17 protein-coding genes are annotated in these 16,970 nt (G+C 72.5%); 6 read left to right on the top strand and 11 right to left on the bottom strand.

Translation table 11 applies throughout. The annotated features are described in order from the left end of the window. Positions 1–148: 148 nt before the first annotated feature. The 6 genes from ABD126_RS37070 to ABD126_RS37095 form a co-directional block, all read right to left on the bottom strand. Complete coding sequence (locus tag ABD126_RS37070) at positions 149–1,417, bottom strand: amidohydrolase (protein ID WP_343940050.1); 1,269 nt, start codon at positions 1,415–1,417, stop codon at positions 149–151. Then, positions 1,414–2,580: a M20 family metallopeptidase gene (locus ABD126_RS37075; protein WP_343940052.1), complete on the bottom strand. Its 1,167-nt coding sequence runs from the start codon at positions 2,578–2,580 to the stop codon at positions 1,414–1,416. The genes ABD126_RS37070 and ABD126_RS37075 overlap by 4 nt, the downstream gene beginning before the upstream one ends. 266 nt (positions 2,581–2,846) lie before the next feature. Beyond that, a complete protein-coding gene (locus tag ABD126_RS37080; RefSeq protein WP_343940054.1) occupies positions 2,847–3,131 on the bottom strand; it encodes a hypothetical protein in 285 nt (94 codons plus the stop codon). Positions 3,132–3,162: 31 nt separating this feature from the next. Continuing rightward, positions 3,163–4,176: a methylmalonyl Co-A mutase-associated GTPase MeaB gene (gene meaB, locus ABD126_RS37085; protein ID WP_343940056.1), complete on the bottom strand. Its 1,014-nt coding sequence runs from the start codon at positions 4,174–4,176 to the stop codon at positions 3,163–3,165. Further along, positions 4,169–6,340 carry a methylmalonyl-CoA mutase gene (gene scpA / locus ABD126_RS37090; protein WP_343940058.1) on the bottom strand — a complete coding sequence of 724 codons (2,172 nt, stop codon included), beginning with the start codon at positions 6,338–6,340 and terminating at the stop codon, positions 4,169–4,171. The genes meaB and scpA overlap by 8 nt, the downstream gene beginning before the upstream one ends. Continuing rightward, complete coding sequence (locus tag ABD126_RS37095; RefSeq protein WP_343940142.1) at positions 6,337–8,106, bottom strand: methylmalonyl-CoA mutase family protein; 1,770 nt, start codon at positions 8,104–8,106, stop codon at positions 6,337–6,339. The genes scpA and ABD126_RS37095 overlap by 4 nt, the downstream gene beginning before the upstream one ends. A gap of 121 nt (positions 8,107–8,227) precedes the next feature. Between ABD126_RS37095 and ABD126_RS37100 the strand changes: the two genes are divergently transcribed. The 3 genes from ABD126_RS37100 (at position 8,228) to ABD126_RS37110 (ending at position 12,609) form a co-directional block, all read left to right on the top strand. Then, positions 8,228–9,868 carry a serine/threonine-protein kinase gene (locus ABD126_RS37100; protein WP_343940060.1) on the top strand — a complete coding sequence of 547 codons (1,641 nt, stop codon included), beginning with the start codon at positions 8,228–8,230 and terminating at the stop codon, positions 9,866–9,868. A gap of 312 nt (positions 9,869–10,180) precedes the next feature. Next, positions 10,181–10,996: a purine-nucleoside phosphorylase gene (locus ABD126_RS37105; protein ID WP_425542957.1), complete on the top strand. Its 816-nt coding sequence runs from the start codon at positions 10,181–10,183 to the stop codon at positions 10,994–10,996. Continuing rightward, the gene (locus tag ABD126_RS37110; RefSeq protein WP_343940062.1) at positions 10,993–12,609 is read left to right on the top strand and encodes a phospho-sugar mutase; all 1,617 of its coding nucleotides are present in this window, start codon (positions 10,993–10,995) and stop codon (positions 12,607–12,609) included. The genes ABD126_RS37105 and ABD126_RS37110 overlap by 4 nt, the downstream gene beginning before the upstream one ends. On the opposite strand, the gene ABD126_RS37115 is transcribed toward ABD126_RS37110, so the two are convergent. Then, the gene (locus tag ABD126_RS37115) at positions 12,599–12,898 is read right to left on the bottom strand and encodes a hypothetical protein (protein WP_343940064.1); all 300 of its coding nucleotides are present in this window, start codon (positions 12,896–12,898) and stop codon (positions 12,599–12,601) included. The genes ABD126_RS37110 and ABD126_RS37115 overlap by 11 nt on opposite strands. Before the next feature lie 111 nt (positions 12,899–13,009). On the opposite strand from ABD126_RS37115, the gene ABD126_RS37120 reads away from it, so the two are divergent. From ABD126_RS37120 to ABD126_RS37130, 3 genes are all read left to right on the top strand, one after another. Continuing rightward, the gene (locus tag ABD126_RS37120) at positions 13,010–13,474 is read left to right on the top strand and encodes a hypothetical protein (RefSeq protein ID WP_343940066.1); all 465 of its coding nucleotides are present in this window, start codon (positions 13,010–13,012) and stop codon (positions 13,472–13,474) included. A 79-nt stretch (positions 13,475–13,553) separates the two neighbouring features. Further along, on the top strand, positions 13,554–13,964 hold the full coding sequence (locus ABD126_RS37125; protein ID WP_343940146.1) for a flavodoxin family protein: 411 nt from the start codon (positions 13,554–13,556) through the stop codon (positions 13,962–13,964). Between the two features lie 5 nt (positions 13,965–13,969). Beyond that, positions 13,970–14,491, top strand: a complete 522-nt coding sequence (locus ABD126_RS37130; RefSeq protein WP_343940068.1) for an RBBP9/YdeN family alpha/beta hydrolase — start codon at positions 13,970–13,972, stop codon at positions 14,489–14,491. 52 nt (positions 14,492–14,543) lie between these two features. On the opposite strand, the gene ABD126_RS37135 is transcribed toward ABD126_RS37130, so the two are convergent. From ABD126_RS37135 to ABD126_RS37150, 4 genes are all read right to left on the bottom strand, one after another. Next, positions 14,544–15,449 (bottom strand): aldo/keto reductase, encoded by a 906-nt coding sequence (locus ABD126_RS37135; RefSeq protein WP_343940148.1) that lies wholly within the window; start codon positions 15,447–15,449, stop codon positions 14,544–14,546. A gap of 44 nt (positions 15,450–15,493) precedes the next feature. Continuing rightward, a complete protein-coding gene (locus ABD126_RS37140) occupies positions 15,494–15,877 on the bottom strand; it encodes a MerR family transcriptional regulator (protein WP_343940070.1) in 384 nt (127 codons plus the stop codon). Positions 15,878–15,952: 75 nt separating this feature from the next. Further along, positions 15,953–16,345, bottom strand: a complete 393-nt coding sequence (locus ABD126_RS37145; RefSeq protein ID WP_343940073.1) for a RidA family protein — start codon at positions 16,343–16,345, stop codon at positions 15,953–15,955. An 11-nt stretch (positions 16,346–16,356) separates the two neighbouring features. Continuing rightward, a complete protein-coding gene (locus tag ABD126_RS37150; RefSeq protein ID WP_343940076.1) occupies positions 16,357–16,938 on the bottom strand; it encodes an RrF2 family transcriptional regulator in 582 nt (193 codons plus the stop codon). Between the last annotated feature and the right edge of the window lie 32 nt (positions 16,939–16,970).

Here is a 16,970-nt window from a genome sequence, read left to right on the forward strand (position 1 = left end):
TTCCTCGCGAAACTTTTTCAGGCCGACCCCGGCGATCTGTGGTTGGGCTGCGCCCAGGCCGTACGGGGGACGAACCGAAGCCCTTCCTTTGGCTCAACAGCCAAAAGGAAAAGCAACTGCGGCTCTCGCCGCTGCACGGCCGATCTGGTCAGGCGAGGGCGGCTAGAGCGGCGTGGACCATGACTCGGACACCGACTAGCAGTGCTCGTTCGTCCAGGTCGAACCCGGGCTGGTGCAGGTCGCGCTGCTTCTCCACCCCGTTCCACACGCCCAGCCGCGCGAACGAACCCGGCACGTGCTCCAGGTACCACCCGAAGTCCTCGCCACCCGAGGACTGCTCGGTGCCGGCCAGGGCGTCCTCGCCCAACGCCGCCTCGATGCCGGCCCGGAGCAGCATGGTCGACTCGCGGTCGTTCACCACCGGCGGCACGCCGCGGCGGTGGTGCAGGTCGAACCCGACCCCGGTCGGGGCCAGCAGCGCGCCGGTCAGCTCCTTGATCAACGGCTCCAGTTCGGCCCAGATGTCCCGGTCGCCGGTCCGCAGGGTGCCGCGCAGGACGCCGTCCTGCGGCACCGCGTTGGCGGCCTCGCCCGCGTGCACGGCGCCCCAGACCAGCACCGTTCCCGAACGGGGGTCCACCCGCCGCGACAGCAGCATCGGCAGCCCCGTGATGACCGTGCCCAGGGCGTGGACCAGGTCCGCCGTCAGGTGCGGGCGGGACGTGTGCCCGCCGGGGGACGTCAGGCGGAGTTCCAGCAGGTCGCTGGCCGAGGTGATGGCGCCGATGCGGGTGCCGATGCGGCCCACCGGGAGCCTCGGGTCGCAGTGCAGGCCGAAGATGCGCTCCACGCCGTCCAGGCCACCGGCGGCGAGCACGTCCAGCGCCCCGCCGGGCATGACCTCCTCCGCCGGCTGGAACACCAGGCGCACCCGGCCGGGCAGTTCGGTGGCCGAGGCCAGCGCCAGGGCCGCACCCAGCAGGATCGTCGTGTGGGCGTCGTGACCGCACGCGTGCGCCACACCGTCCACTGTGGACGCGTAGGGCGCGCCGGTGTTCTCGGTGACCGGCAGCGCGTCGATGTCGGCGCGCAGGGCCACGCAGCGCGGGCCGCTGCCCACGTCGCAGACCAGGCCCGTGCCGCCGGGCAGGACGCGGGGCTTGAGGCCCGCCGAGCGCAGGACGTCCGAGATCAGCTCGGTGGTCGCGAACTCCTTGCGGGACAGCTCCGGGTGCGCGTGGATGTGGCGGCGCCAGGCCACCACCTCGGACGCGTTGGCGGTGAGCCAGTCGTCCAGCCACGAGGGGCCGCGCCCCGCTCCCGGATCTTCCACAGGGGCAATGCTGACCCCGCGTTCCGTCAACAGCACCTCGGAGCCCTCCTCACCCGACGGCAGGCGCGAGTCGAGAACCGTCATGCCGCACCGCCCAGCAGCCTTGCCCGCTGCGCGTCGTCGGACGCCGCGGCGATCGTTGTCCAGGCCAGGGCGAGTGCCCCGTCGAGCACGGCTCGGTCGGCCGAAGCCGAGGCACAGGCGGTCGCGAACTCGATTTGGTGGTTCACCGCGTCTCCGCAGTCGATGGCGATGGTCGGGTGGATGGCCGGCAGTGCGCGGGTGATGTTGCCCATGTCGGTGCTGCCGATCTTGTGGCCGCGTTCTTCCTCCGCGCTGAGCGGCGTGCGGCCGAGTGCGGTGGCCGCGCGCCGGTAGGCGTCGGCCAGCCAGGGGTCCGGGGTGAGTTCGGCGTACACGGGCGAGACCTTGACGACCTCGTGCGTGCACCCGGTGGCCAGGGCGCCGGCCTCGAAGCAGCGGTTGATGCGCTGCTCCAGGCGGTGCAGGGACTCCATGTCCTCCGCCCGCAGGTCGAACATGGCCGACGTGCGGTCGGGGACGACGTTGGGGACCGTGCCGCCGCGCGTGACGATGCCGCTGACCATCTGGCCGGGCTCCAGGTGCTGGCGGGCGAGCCCGATGGCGACCTGGGCGACGGTGATGGCGTCGGCGGCGTTCACGCCCAGGTGGGGCGCGGCGGCGGCGTGCGAGGGACGGCCGCTGTAGTGGACCTCGACGTCGGTGATGGCCAGCGAGCGGGCGGCGATGGCCTCGTACGGCGCGGGGTGGACCATCATCGACAGGGAGACGTCGTCGAACACCCCGCGCTCCAGCATGAGCACCTTGCCGCCGCCGACCTCCTCGGCGGGCGTGCCGATCACCCGGACCGTCAGGCCCAACTCGTCGGCCACGTCCCGCAGCGCCAGGGCGGCCCCGGCGGACGCGGCGGCGATGACGTTGTGTCCGCAAGCATGTCCGACCTCGGGCAGCGCGTCGTACTCCGCGCACAGACCGAGCACGAGGTCGCCGGAGCCGAACGAGGCCGTGAACGCGGTGTCCAGGTCGGCCACGCCGCGCTCGACCTCGAAGCCCTCGGCGGCGAGCAGGTCGGCCACCTTGGCGGCGCTGCGGTGCTCGGCGAAGGCCAGTTCAGGCTCGGCGTGGATGCTGTGCGAGAGCTCTACCAGCGCATTCGAGTACCGCTCGATGGCCGAGCGCGTTCTCACCTCGAAGTCGGTACCCATTTGCGTCCATCCTGCATCACGTGTCGGCAGGCCGTGGGCCGACGACGTCGATCAACGCCGGCCGGTCGCGCGGCTGCGCCAAGCGGTGCGCGGGATTCGGTCAGACCGATCAAGTCCACGCAGGCGCTCCTACAGCAGGAGACCATATAACGACCGGCGTATCCCATCTATTGGGATACAGCCGTCCCCCAGCGGCCTGCGACCGGACTGCGACCCGACCCTCAGGCGGTCGGGTCCCGCGCCGTTGCGCGGCGGACGACGAGCGGTCAGCCCTTCTTGGCCTTCCGCCACTTGTCCCACCGCTTCTTGTTACGCCAGTAAACGAGGGCGAACAGCACCAGCGCGATACCACCGATCCACAACTTCCTGCGCGTCTCGGGGTTCACGCCGGTGTCGGGTTGCTGCGGCGCGTTGATGTCCGGCCCAGGTGAGACCGTGTCGGTCGGCTGGACGGCGGCGACGTGCACGTGGTCTGTGGCGTTCGCCACTCCCGTCACGGTGAAGGCTCCGGCCAGCACGACGAGGCACACCGCGAGCACAGATCGCCACATGGTCACCAAGACTAGCCGATGGTTACCTCGGTCAGCGGTCGTCCAAACCGGTGTGGTCTTCACCGGCTGTGAAGGCGGCGAGGATGCGTTCGGCGGCCAGCGTGGCGGTCAGCTCACCGTCGCGCACCTGCCGCTCCAGCTCCGGCACCAGGGCTTTCACCGCCGGGTTGGCGCGCAGGCCGGTCAACAACCGGTCGTTGACCATCGCCCACGTCCACTCGACCTGCTGACGCCGCCGCCGCTCGGCCAGCTCTCCGGAGTCCCGCAGCGCGGTCTGGTGCTGGACGATCTGCTGCCAGACGGTGTCCAGCCCGGCCCCGGTGAGCCCGCTGCACGTGAGCACGGGCGGGTTCCACACGGCGTCCGGCGCGCGCAGCAACCGCAGCGCGCCCGCCAGCTCCCGCGCCGCCTTGCGCGCGTCCTGCTCGAACGGGCCGTCCGCCTTGTTCACCGCGATCACGTCGGCCAGCTCCAGCACGCCCTTCTTGATGCCCTGGAGCTGGTCGCCGGTGCGCGCGAGGGTCAGGAACAGCGAGCAGTCGGTCATGTTCGCGACGGCCACCTCGGACTGGCCGACGCCGACCGTCTCCACCAGCACCACGTCGAACCCGGCCGCCTCGACCAGGACGATCGTCTCGCGGGTCGCCTTGGCCACGCCGCCCAGCGTCCCGGAGGTCGGGGATGGCCGGATGAACGCCGCCGGGTCCACGGCCAGCCGCGCCATGCGGGTCTTGTCGCCCAGGATCGACCCGCCGGTCCGGGTGGACGACGGGTCCACCGCCAGCACCGCGACCCGGTGGCCCCGCTCGGTCAGCATCGACCCGAACGCGTCGATGAACGTCGACTTGCCCACGCCCGGCACGCCGGTGATGCCGATCCGGTGCGCGCCGCCGGAGGCCGGCAGCAGCTCCACCAGCAGCTCCTGCGCGAGCCGCCGGTGGTCGGCGCGGGTCGACTCGACCAGCGTGATGGCGCGGGCCAGCGTGCCGCGGTCGCCGGCGAGCACGCCCTTGGCGTACTCGCCGACGTCGAGCGGCCTAGGCATGCCCGAGCTGCGCCGACAGCTTCCGCAGCAGGTCACCGGCCGCGTCGGCGATGACCGTGCCGGGCGGGAAGATCGCCGCCGCGCCCGCCGCGCGCAGGTCGTCGAAGTCCTGCGGCGGGATGACGCCGCCGACCACGATCATGATGTCCTCGCGGCCCAGCTCGGCCAGCGCCGAGCGCAGCGCGGGCACCAGCGTGAGGTGCCCGGCGGCCAGCGAGGACACGCCGACGATGTGGACGTCCGCCTCGACGGCCTGGCGGGCGACCTCGTCCGGCGTCTGGAACAGCGGGCCGACGTCCACGTCGAAGCCGAGGTCGGCGAACGCGGTCGCGATCACCTTCTGGCCCCGGTCGTGGCCGTCCTGGCCCATCTTGGCGACCAGGATGCGCGGGCGGCGGCCCTCCGCCTCCGCGAACTCCTCGACCACCCGCCGGGTGGCGTCGACGTTCGACACCGAACCGACCTCCTCCCGGTAGACGCCGGTGATCGTGCGGATCTGCGCCGAGTGCCGGCCCCACACCTTGCCCAGGGCCTCGGAGATCTCGCCGACGGTGGCCTTGGCGCGGGCCGCGTCGATGGCCAGCTCCAGCAGGTTGCCGTCCGCGCCGGCCGCGTTGGTCAGCGCGGCCAGGGCACTGTCCACTGCGGACTGGTCGCGTTCCTCCCGCAGGCGCTGGAGCTTCGCGAGCTGCTGGGCGCGCACGCCGGCGTTGTCGACCTTGAGCACCTCGATCTGCTCGTCGAACTCCACCTGGTACTTGTTCACGCCGATCACCGGCTGGCGGCCGGAGTCGATGCGCGCCTGGGTGCGGGCCGCGGCCTCCTCGATGCGCAGCTTCGGGATGCCCGCGTCGATCGCCTGCGCCATGCCGCCGGCGGCCTCGACCTCGGTGATGTGCGCCCACGCGCGGTGCGCGAGGTCGTGGGTCAGGCGCTCGACGAACGCGCTGCCGCCCCACGGGTCGATCACGCGGGTGGTGCCGGACTCCTGCTGGAGCAGCAACTGGGTGTTGCGGGCGATGCGCGCGGAGAAGTCCGTGGGCAGCGCCAGCGCCTCGTCCAGCGCGTTGGTGTGCAGGGACTGGGTGTGGCCCTGGGTGGCGGCCATCGCCTCCACGCACGTGCGGGCCACGTTGTTGAACACGTCCTGCGCGGTCAGCGACCAGCCGGAGGTCTGGCAGTGCGTGCGCAGGCTCAGCGACTTCGGCGACTTCGGGTCGAACCCCTTGACCAGCTTCGCCCACAACAGGCGAGCGGCCCTCATCTTGGCCACTTCCATGAAGAAGTTCATGCCGATGGCCCAGAAGAACGACAGGCGCGGGGCGAACGCGTCGATGTCCAGGCCCGCGTCCCGGCCCGCCCGCAGGTACTCGACGCCGTCGGCGAGCGTGTAGGCCAGCTCCAGGTCGGCCGTCGCGCCGGCCTCCTGCATGTGGTAGCCGGAGATCGAGATCGAGTTGAACTTCGGCATGTTCCGCGAGGTGAACGCGAAGATGTCCGAGATGATCCGCATCGACGGCCGGGGCGGGTAGATGTAGGTGTTGCGGACCATGAACTCCTTGAGGATGTCGTTCTGGATGGTCCCCGCGAGCTGGTCCGGCGCCACCCCCTGCTCCTCCGCCGCCACGACGTAGAGCGCGAGCACGGGCAGCACCGCGCCGTTCATCGTCATGGACACCGACATCTTGTCCAGCGGGATGCCGTCGAACAGCTGGCGCATGTCGTAGATCGAGTCGATCGCCACCCCCGCCATGCCGACGTCACCGGCGACGCGCGGGTGGTCGGAGTCGTAGCCGCGGTGGGTGGCCAGGTCGAACGCGACCGACAGGCCCTTCTGGCCGGCCGCGAGGTTGCGGCGGTAGAAGGCGTTGGACTCCTCGGCCGTGGAGAAGCCCGCGTACTGGCGGATCGTCCACGGCTGGTTGACGTACATCGTCGGGTACGGGCCGCGCAGGAACGGCGCGATGCCCGGGTAGGTCCGGAGGAAGTCCAGGCCCTCGGTGTCGGCCGCGGTGTAGACGGGTTTGACGCCGATGCCCTCCGGCGTCTCCCACACCAGGGCGTCCGGGCCCTTGCCGGTGGTCTGGTGCAGCGCCTCGTGCCACTGCTCGGCGGTGGCCGCGGTCGGCTCGCCCAGCTCGACGTCGGCGAAGTTCGGGATCATCGCTGTACTCCGAGGAACTCGAAGGTGTGCTCCAGCACCCGCAGCGCCGGACAACCGGTGTAGACGTACTCGTCGATTCGCGCGTCGGACTTCTTGCCCGCCAGGAGTACCCGCTCGGCGCCCGCCGCGCGCAGCGCGTCCGCGACCGGGGCGGCCAGTTCGGCGTAGCTCGTCTCGCTGCCCGCCAGGCAGGCGATCCGGGCCCCGCTCGCCTTGAAGGCGTTCACCACGTCCTCGACGGTCTTGGTCGCGCCGGCCGCCGGGGTCTCGATGCCGCCGGCCTGGAACAGGTTCGCGGCGAACGTGGCGCGCGCGGTGTGCGCGGCGACCGGGCCCAGCGTGGCCAGGAAGACCTTCGGCCGCTCCGGGGCGGCGTCGGCGGCGTCCCGCAGCACCTCGTACGCCTGCGCGTACCGGATGCGCGGGAGACCGCCGGACGGCTCCTCCGGGGCCTTCTCGCGCTTGACGGGCTGCTCGGTCAGGTTCGGGAACTCGCTGACGCCGGTGATGGCGTCGGTGCGGTCGGCGAGGTTCTCGGACCGCTTCGCCCACGTCTCGGCGATCTTGTCGGTGACCAGCGGGAACGCGTTCGGCAGGCCGCCCACGGCCTCGATCTCGCGGAACCACGCCCAGGCCGCGTGCGCCAGGTCGTCGGTCAGCTTCTCCACGTACCAGGAGCCGCCGGCCGGGTCGATCACGCCCGCCACCCGGGACTCCTCCAGCAGCAGCGACTGGGTGTTGCGGGCGATGCGGCGGGCGAAGTCGTCGGGCAGGCCGATCGCGTGGTCGAACGGCAGCACGGTCACCGAGTCCGCGCCGCCCACGCCCGCGCCGAACGCGGCGACCGTGGTGCGCAGCATGTTCACCCACGGGTCGCGGCGGGTCATCATCGCGGGCGAGGTGACCGCGTGCTGGACCTGCGGGGCCGGCGCGCCGGCGACCTCCGTGACCCGCGCCCACAGCCGGCGCGCGGCCCGGAACTTCGCGATGGTGAGGAACTGGTCGGCGGTCGCCGCGTACCGGAACTCCAGCAGCCGCACGGCGTTCTGCGGCGAGAGGCCGAGGTCGGTCAGCGCCCGCAGGTAGGCCACGCCCGCCGCGAGGGAGGCGCCCAGCTCTTGCGCGTCCGAGCCGCCGGCCTCGTGGAACGGCAGGCCGTCGACCACGACCACCCGCAGGTCGGGGAAGTCCTTGGCCTTCTCCACCAGGTCTTTCAGCGCTTCGAAGTCGGCCTGCTGCCCGGTGCGGGCCTGCACGCCGATCGGGTCCGCGCCGACGTTGCCCCGGACCTGGCTCGCCAGCACCGGGCGCCGGTCCCAGATCCGCAGCATCTCCAGGCCGGTGGCGCGGAAGTCCGCGCCCGCGTCCACGACGACCGGGGCGAGGTCGAGGTAGACCTCGGCGAGGACGTCGTCCAGCTTGTCCTTCGGTGTCTTCAACCAGAGGGACGTGACGCCGTTCTCCAGGTCGGCCATGACCGCGTTGCGGTCGGCGACCCGGTGCAGCTGCCGGACGTCCCAGCCCTCGACCGCGCCCTGCGGCTTGCCGCCCCGGGTGAACGGGGCCAGGCCGGGGAAGCCGGCGGGCGGCGCGGTGTCGTCGGCGGTGTAGAGGGGTTCGAGGCGGATGCCGTCGTAGGTCGTGGTCACCAGGGAGTCGAAGACCGCGCCCGACTTGCGGAGCACGCCCTGGACCAGTTCCAGCCACTGCTCCCGGTCGGGCGCAGGGAATTCGGCGGCCAGCGCCAGTTCGCCAGTCGGCTCCATCATGCTCCGCAGTGTTACTCAGCAGTAGTGCGGCGGCTATGTGAGGTTCACCGCCGTGAACGATGCAGTCGTGTCTACCAGTGCGTCCTTGTACGCGCCTTGAGCGGTGAACAATGGCCTGGTGGAAACCGAGCGCCTGATCGCCGGCCGCTACCGCCTGCACCACGTCCTGGGGCGCGGCTCCATGGGCACCGTGTGGGCCGCGCACGACGAGGTGCTGCGCCGGGACGTCGCCGTGAAGGAGGTCCTGGTGCCGCCGGGCACCCCGGACACCGAGGCGGAGCTGTTGCGCGAACGCACCCTGCGGGAGGCGCGCTCGGTCGCGCAGTTGGCTCACCCGAACGTGGTGACGCTCTACGACGTGCAGCAGGTCGACGGTGACCCGTACGTGGTGATGGAACTGGTGCCGTCGGAGTCCCTCGCGGACGTGGTGCGGCGGCGGGGTCCGCTGTCCGCCGTTCAGGGCGCGGTCGTCGCGGACGCCGTGGCGGCTGCTCTGGAGGCCGCGCACCGGGCGGGGATCACGCACCGGGACGTGAAGCCGGGCAACGTGCTGGTGGCCGACGACGGGCGGGTGAAGCTGACCGACTTCGGCATCGCGCGCAACGTCGCCGAAGCCACCCTGACCAGCCGGGGCATCACGCTGGGGACGCCCGCGTTCATCGCGCCGGAGGTGGCGGCGGGCGGTGCGGTGTCGCCGGCGGCGGACCAGTGGTCGTTGGGCGCTTCGCTGTTCGCGGCGATGACCGGGCAGCAGCCGTACGAGGGCGCGAACGTGCTGCAGACCATCAACCAGGTCGTGCACGGCGAGGTGCCGTCGGCGGCGGTGTGCGGTGAGCTGGCGCCGGTCGTGGCGGGGCTGATGACGAAGGACCCGGCCGAGCGCATGCCGTTGTCCGAGGTGCGCCGCGCCGTGCGGTTCCTGTTGCCCGACCCGGGCACCGACGTGTTCCCGGCGTCCGAGGAGACCCGGCCGGTGGTGGAGGTCGTCCGCCCGCCGCTGGTCAAGACCCCCGTGCCCGGCGACACCCCGCTGGCCGCCGACCCCGGTCCGCTGCCGTTCACGCACAACCTTCCCGCGCGGCGGACGCCGTACTGGGTGGTGGCGGTGTTCGCGGTGGTGTTGTTCCTGATCGGTGGCAGCGCGGGGTTCGCGATCACGCGGACCCTGGCCGGCGCGACCCTGCTGCCGCCGCCGGACGTGCCGGGGCCGGCGCTGCCGGCGATCTCCTCGACGGTGTCGCTGCGGCCCACCACGGCGTCGGCGGCGACGGCGAAGGGTGAGCAGGGGGCGGAGTTCACCATCGAGGTCGGGGTGGACTGGACGAGCTTCCTGGAGCAGCGCACGAACAAGGGGTTGGTGCCGAGCACGGTCGTGCACCTGGTCGCGCCGACCGGGGTGTACGAGGTGACCGTGCAGCGGTTCGCGGACTTCTACCCGAGGCGGAAGATCAAGGACTACGTGGAGCTGGTGCGGTCGCGGTGGGCGCAGGAGATGTACTTCGGCGAGGTGGTCGAGCAGACGCCGCCGTTGCCGGTCGGGGGACCGGAGGAGGCGGTGCAGTTCAGCTACCGGACGGTGGAGCGGGCGACCGTGGCCGGTGGGCGGGAGGAGCCGTTGCGGCGTTCGCGGTACTCGCGCGTGCTGCCCCGGGGGACGGACCTGTGGGTGGTGGAGGTCGTGTTCCCGACCGAGCAGGAGGAGACGGGGCGGGACACGCTGTTCAACCCGATCGCGCAAACCTTCACCGTCTCCTCCTGACCGCCCACCCCGCGCCCCGCACCCAGAGCCACCCCGCCGCCACACCCGACACCGCCGCCCGCCCAGCACCGCCCCAGCACCGCCCCCAGCGCCGCTCGCCCAGCACCGCCCGCCCAGCACCGCCCCAGCACCGCCCCCACCGCCGCCCGCCCAGCACCGCCCCAGCACCGCTCGCCCAGCACCGCCCCCAGCGCCGCTCGCCGGCCTCGCCGCGGCCGTCGTCGTCCCTCGTCCGCCCGCCCCTCCCCCGGTCCGGGTGGGGTGCGCGGGTGTGTGGCGGCAGGGGGCGTTGCGGGCTATTAGGCTCGCGGCGTGACCGCCATCAGTGAAGACCTCACCGGAGACAGCACCCTGGAGCAGCACGCCGCCGCCGTGCTCGCCGAGAGGACCGGGGTGGCTCGGCACGACATCGCCGTCGTGCTCGGGTCCGGGTGGCGGCCGGCCGCCGACCTCATCGGCGAGCCCGCCGCCGAGGTGCCCATGGGCGACCTGCCCGGGTTCGAGAAGCCGACCGCCGTCGGGCACGGCGGCACGGTGCGCTCCGTGCCCGTCGGGGAGAAGAACGTCCTCGTCCTGCTCGGCCGCACCCACGGCTACGAGGGCAAGGGCGTCGCGAAGGTCGTCCACGGCGTGCGCACCGCCGCCGCGGCCGGTGTGCGGTCGGTCATCCTCACCAACGCCGCGGGCGGCCTGCGGCAGGGCATGTTCGTCGGGCAGCCCGTGCTGATCAGCGACCACCTGAACCTCACCGCCGCGTCGCCGCTGGTCGGCGCGCGGTTCGTGGACCTGACCGACCTGTACTCGACCCGCCTGCGCGAGATCGCCCGCGAGATCGACCCCTCGCTCGAAGAGGGCGTCTACGCGGGCCTGCCGGGGCCGCACTTCGAGACACCCGCCGAGATCCGGATGCTGCGCACGCTCGGGGCCGACCTGGTCGGCATGTCCACCGTGCTGGAGGCCATCGCCGCACGCGCCGAGGGCGTCGAGGTCTTCGGGTTGTCGCTGGTGACGAACCTCGCCGCGGGCATCACGGGCGAGCCGCTCAACCACGAGGAGGTCCTGGAGGCCGGCGCCGCCGCCGCCAGCCGGATGGGCACCCTGCTGCACGAGCTGGTGGCCCGCGCATGACGCTGACCCCGGCGCTGCGCGACGCCGCGTTCCGGTGGATCGCCGACGACCCGTCACCCGACACGCGCGCCGAGCTTCAGGGCGTGCTGGCGCGGGCGATGGGCGGTGAGCCGGGCGCGGTCGAGGACCTGGCCGACCGGATGGCCGGGACGTTGACCTTCGGCACGGCCGGCCTGCGCGGGCCCGTGCGGGCCGGGTCGAACGGCATGAACCGGGCGGTCGTCGTCCGGACCACCGCGGGCCTCGCCGCCTGGCTGCGCGCGAAGGGCCACGCCGGCACGGTGTTCGTCGGCCGCGACGCCCGGCACGGGTCCGAGGAGTTCGCCGAGGCCACCGCGGCCGTGCTGGCCGGCGCCGGGTTCGCTGTGCGGGTGCTGCCCGGTCCGCTGCCGACGCCGGTGCTGGCGTTCCTGGTGCGCAGGCACGGCGCGGTCGCCGGGGTGCAGATCACCGCGTCGCACAACCCGCCCGCGGACAACGGCTACAAGCTCTACCTCGCCGGCGGCGGCCAGATCGTGCCGCCCGCCGACCGCGAGATCGAGGCCGCCATCGCGGCGGTGCCGGCGGCCGTGTCGGTGCCGCTGTCGAACGACTACCTGCCGGTGTCGGACGCCGAGGTGGACGAGTACCTCGAACGGGTCGCGTCGCTGCCCCGCGGCACCGCCCGTGACCTGCGGGTCGCGTTGACCCCGATGCACGGTGTCGGCGGGCGGTTCGCCGTGGACGCCCTGCGCCGCGCCGGGTTCACCGACGTGCGGGTGGTGCGGTCGCAGGCCGTGCCGGACCCGGACTTCCCGACCGTCGCGTTCCCCAACCCGGAGGAGCCGGGCGCGGCCGACGAGCTGCTCAAGCTCGCCGCCGAGGAGGACGCCGACCTGGCCATCGCGCTCGACCCGGACGCCGACCGGTGCGCCCTGGGCGTCCGGGAGCGGGACGGGTCGTGGCGGATGCTGCGCGGCGACGAGACCGGTGTGCTGCTCGGCTCGCTGGTGCTGTCCACTGTGGACAAGCCGGACCCGTTGGTGGCGACCACGATCGTCTCGTCGTCGCTGCTGAAGTCCGTCGCGGCGGCGCACGGCGCGCGGTACGCGGAGACGTTGACCGGCTTCAAGTGGCTGGTGCGCGCGGGCGAGGGGCTGGTGTTCGCGTACGAGGAGGCGCTGGGCAACTGCGTCGACCCCGAGCACGTCAACGACAAGGACGGCATCTCGGCGGCCGTGCTGGCGTGCGACCTGGCGGCGGGCCTGAAGTCGACCGGGCGCACCCTGCTGGACGCGCTGGACCAGCTCGCCCTCGACCACGGCCTGCACCTGACCGACCAGGTGTCGCTGCGGTTCACCGACCTGAGCCGGATCGGCGCGCTGATGGCCCGGCTGCGCGCGAACCCGCCGGCGGGTTTCGCGTTCGAGGACCTGCTGCCGGACGCGGACGTCGTGCGGCTGACCGCCGAGGGCGTGCGGGTGGTCGTGCGGCCGTCCGGCACGGAGCCGAAGCTGAAGGCCTACCTGGAGGTCGTCGAACCGGTGTCCGGCGACCTCGCGGAGGCCAGGGTGCGCGGCGCGGACCGGTTGGCCGCGTTGCGCGCCCAGGTGTCCGAGCTGCTCACGCCATGAAGGCGATCAACAGGCAGAGCACCGCGACGACGAGGGACACGCCCGCCACCACGTACGGCCGCCTGGTCGGCGGGCTGACCCGGTTCTGGGTGAACGCGGACACCGCGATCCGCCCGGAGATGTAACTCACGGTGCTCAGGGAGACACCGAGCGCGAGGATCATCGTGTTGACGTCCCAGGGGCTGTGGTCCACCCCTGGCCACAACGCGATGAACACCAGCGGCAACCCGATGAGCCCCACCCCGACCGCGACGCCACCACCCCACGTGATCTTCCGGTTCCGGCTCATCGTGGCGATGCTACGAGTGTCCATTTCTCCCTCCCGGTCACCTACAGAGACGCGCGACGCCGTTGTCGGTTCCACGCTCCACGCTATCGGTTCCCGACTACGGTGCCGGCCGTGGACTACGACCGCCGCGCCTTCGCCCGGCTCCACCTCGACGCCCACGACGCGTGCGAGCACGGGTACTCGTCCGGGATGAGCGGCTACGACGCCGCGCTGCGCGCCCACCGGAAGGCCGTGCTGGCGGGCCTGCAACGGCTGTTCGACCTCGACCTGCGGGCGGACCCGTTGCACCGCATGGTGTTCGAGAGCACAGCCCGGTCCTACGGCGCGATCAGGTCGCCGTTCAGCGGGTACGGCGAGATCGGGCTGCTGGAGCGGGTGCTGGGCACCGACGGGCTCGCTCCGGTCGAGCGCATCGTGGAGCTGAACGCGGCGTCCAAGGAGGCGCACGTCGACTTCGTGGTGAAACTGCTGGCCTCGGTGCGGCCGGGCGCGGAGGTGTTCACCTCCGACGACCTGCGCGCGATCGGGGTGGACGACACCCCGCCCAGCCGGGAGGGCCACGAGTACGACTGGTGAGGCGTCGGGGCGTGGGGGCCGGCAGGCTGGCCGCGTGTCGAAGAGGTTGCTGATCGTCCACCACACACCGTCGCCGGGGATGCAGGAGCTGTTCGAGGCCGTGGTGAAGGGGGCTTCGGATCCGGAGATCGTCGGCGTCGAGGTGGTGCGCAGGCCGGCGCTGGGTGCGAGCGTGTCGGACGTGCTGGCGGCCGACGGGTTCGTGCTGGGGACGCCGGCCAACATCGGGTACATCAGCGGGGCGTTGAAGCACTTCTTCGACACCGTTTACTACCCCTGCCTCGACGCCACGCGCGGGCGGCCGTTCGGCGCGTACGTGCACGGCAACCAGGGGACCGAGGGCGCGGTGAAGGCGATCCGGGACATCACCGGCGGGTTGGGCTGGAAGCCGGTGGTCGAGACCGTCGAGGTGATGGGCGGGCCGGACAAGGGCGCGTTGGAGCGGTGCTGGGAGTTGGGGGCGACGGTGGCCGCGTCCCTGATGGGATGAGCCCCATGACGGTGGTGTTCGTGGACGGCTGGTTCGGGCCCGACCCGGGCGACTGGCAGGAGCTGTGGGGACGTGGCCTGGCCCGCTCGCGGCGGGTCGTGCAGGACGACTGGGACACCCCGCGGCGCGACCTGTGGGTGCGGCGGTTGGACGAGGTGCTGGCCGAGGAGTCCGAACCGCCGGTCCTGGTCGCGCACAGCCTCGGGACGTTGACCGTCGCGCACTGGGTCGAGGGCGGCGGGGCGATCCCGGTCAAGGGGGCCTTGTTGGTGACGCCGGCCGACGTCGAGCGCAACCCCGACCCCGCCATCCGGGGGTTCGCGCCCCTTCCCCGCACGCCCCTGCCGTTCCCGACGATCCTCGCCGCCAGCCGCACGGACCGGTGGATGACGCCCGAACGCGCCCGCGAGTTCGCCGACGCGTGGGGCGCGAAGCTGGTGGACGTCGGACCGGTCGGGCACCTCACCGTCGCCGAGGGCGCGGGTGACTGGCCCGCGGGTCGGGCGCTGCTGGACGAGCTGCTCTGACGCGAGTCGCCGCGGGGTCGGGGACGGGCGGCGGGTGTCCGCGGACGGCTCGTCAGCGGTTGGACAGGCGGAGCATCTCGGGTGGGTAGCGGTCGCCGGCGGGAGTCGGGGTGGCGTCCTCGATGGCCTTCAGGTCGTCGGCGGTCAGGGTGATGTCGAGCGCGGCGACGTTCTCCTCCAGGTACTTCACCCGCTTGGTGCCGGGGATCGGAACCACGTGGTCGCCCTGGTGGTGCACCCACGCCAACGCGAGTTGGGCCGCGGTGACGCCGCGTTCGGCGGCCAGCGCCCGCAGGGCCTCGACGATGCGGAGGTTGTGGTCGTAGTTGTCGCCGGAGAACCGGGGCATGGCCCGGCGGGCGTCGTCGTCGCCCAGCGCCTCGCGCTTGACCTCGCCGGTGAGGAAACCCCGGCCCAGCGGGGAGAACGGGACGATGCCGATGCCCAGTTCGCGGCACGTCGGGACCACGGTCTCCTCGATGTCCCGCGACCACAGCGACCACTCGCTCTGCAACGCCGTGATCGGGTGCACCGCGTGCGCCCGCCGGATCGTCGCGGCGCTCGCCTCGGACAGCCCCAGGTGGCGGACCTTGCCCTCGGCGACCAGCTCGGCCATCGCCCCGACGGTCTCCTCGATCGGGACGGTCGGGTCCACGCGGTGCTGGTAGTACAGGTCGACGTGGTCCACGCCCAGCCGCCGCAGCGAGGCCTCGCACGCCTGCCGCACGTAGGCCGCGTCGCCGCGCGGGCGGCGGTCCGGGTCGGCCAGGGAGAACTTCGTGGCGAGCACGGCCTCGTCACGGCGGTCCCGCAGCGCGCGCCCGAGCAGTTCCTCGTTGGTGAACGGGCCGTAGACGTCCGCGGTGTCCAGCAGCGTCACGCCCAGGTCCAGGGCGCGGTGGACGGTGCGGATCGACTCGGCCTCGTCACCGGGGCCGTAGGACTGGCTCATCCCCATGCAGCCCAGGCCCTGCGGCCCGACCTCCAGCGTTCCCAGGAGCGTCACGCGGTGACCCCTTCCACGAAAGTGTGTTCGATCTGCTCGTAATGGGCGATCTTGTACTCCAGCACGTCGAGGCAGGACTGGAGTTCGGCGATGCGCTCACGGACGGACGCGCGGTGCTCGAACAGCATCTGCTTGCGCCTGCCCGCGGTGGCCGCGCCGCGGTGCCGCAACTGGGCGTATTCGCGCATCATCCGGATGGGCATGCCGGTGGTGCGCAGACGGGTGAGGAAGACGAGCCAGCTCAGGTCGTCGTCGCTGTAGGAGCGCCGACCTCCGGAGTCCCGAGCAGGGGGGTCGACCAGCCCGATCCGTTCGTAGTAGCGCAGCGTGTCGATCGACAACCCACTGCGCTCGGCCGCTTGAGCGATCGAGTAAGTCACCCCACGACCGTAGGAGCTGGAGTGCACTCCAGGTCAACCCGATTCGCGAACCGCCTCGGCTCGTGGCCGCCCGGGTCAGCTCCGGACGGCGATCGCGTCGACCTCGAACTTCATGTCCGGCAACGCGAGCGCGGCCACGCCCACCAGGGTCTGCGCGGGCGGCTTGTCGCCCCAGACCTCGTTCACGGCCTTGGCCCAGATGGCGAGCTTGGTCTCGTCGTGGTCGACGACGTGGCTGCCGATGCGGACGACGTCGCCGAAGCCCAGGCCCTCGGCGGCGAGCGCGATCCGGAGGTTGTCCAGGGACCTCGCGACCTGCTCGGCGAAGTCGTCGGACACCACGTGCCCGTCCGGCCCGGACGCGTACTGGCCGGCGATGAACACGACCTCGGTCGCGCGGGCCGAGACGACGTGGCTGTAGCCGAACGGGACCGGGTCGTGCAGGCCTTCGGGGTTGGTGACGCGCATGGTCTCTCCTGTCAGGTCGTGAAGTGGCGGCGGACGCGCTCGGGCACGTCGGGGTTGGTGCGCTCGACGGTCGCCATGAGGTCGGCGACGGTCCGCGCGGCCAACTCCCGCCGCCACGCCAACTCCGCCGCGCTCATGGCGAGGTCGATGGCGCACCGGCCGTCGTCGGCGGGGGTGGTGCCGGGGTCGCCGGCCGGGTCGGCAGGGCCGGGGTCGGGGTCGGGCGGGTCGGGCGGGTCGGCAGGGCCGGCCGGGGTGGTGGGGCTGGCCGGGGTGGCGGGGTCGGGGCCGGCTGCGGGGCCTCGGTGGCGGATTTCTGTGCAGCGGAAGGCTTGTTCGGGGCCCTCCACGGCGCTGACCACGTCCATCAGCGTGATCCGCTCGGGTGCCCGGGCCAGGCGGAAGCCGCCCCTCGGCCCGGGGGTCGAGGTCAGCACGCCCGCCCTGGCCAGTGCCTGGAGCTGCTTGTTCAGGTAGGCGGCGGGCAGGTCGTAGTAGGCGGCCAGGCGCGTCGCCGGGATCGCCCGTTCACCCACCCAGGCCAGGCTCAGGCAGCAGTGCACCGCCCACTCGACGCCCTCGCCCATCCGCATATCTGGATATTAGATGTCCAGAATAGAGCGCC

The organism is Saccharothrix mutabilis subsp. mutabilis (genome assembly GCF_039521145.1).
GTDB classification, from domain to species: Bacteria; Actinomycetota; Actinomycetes; order Mycobacteriales; family Pseudonocardiaceae; genus Actinosynnema; species Actinosynnema mutabilis.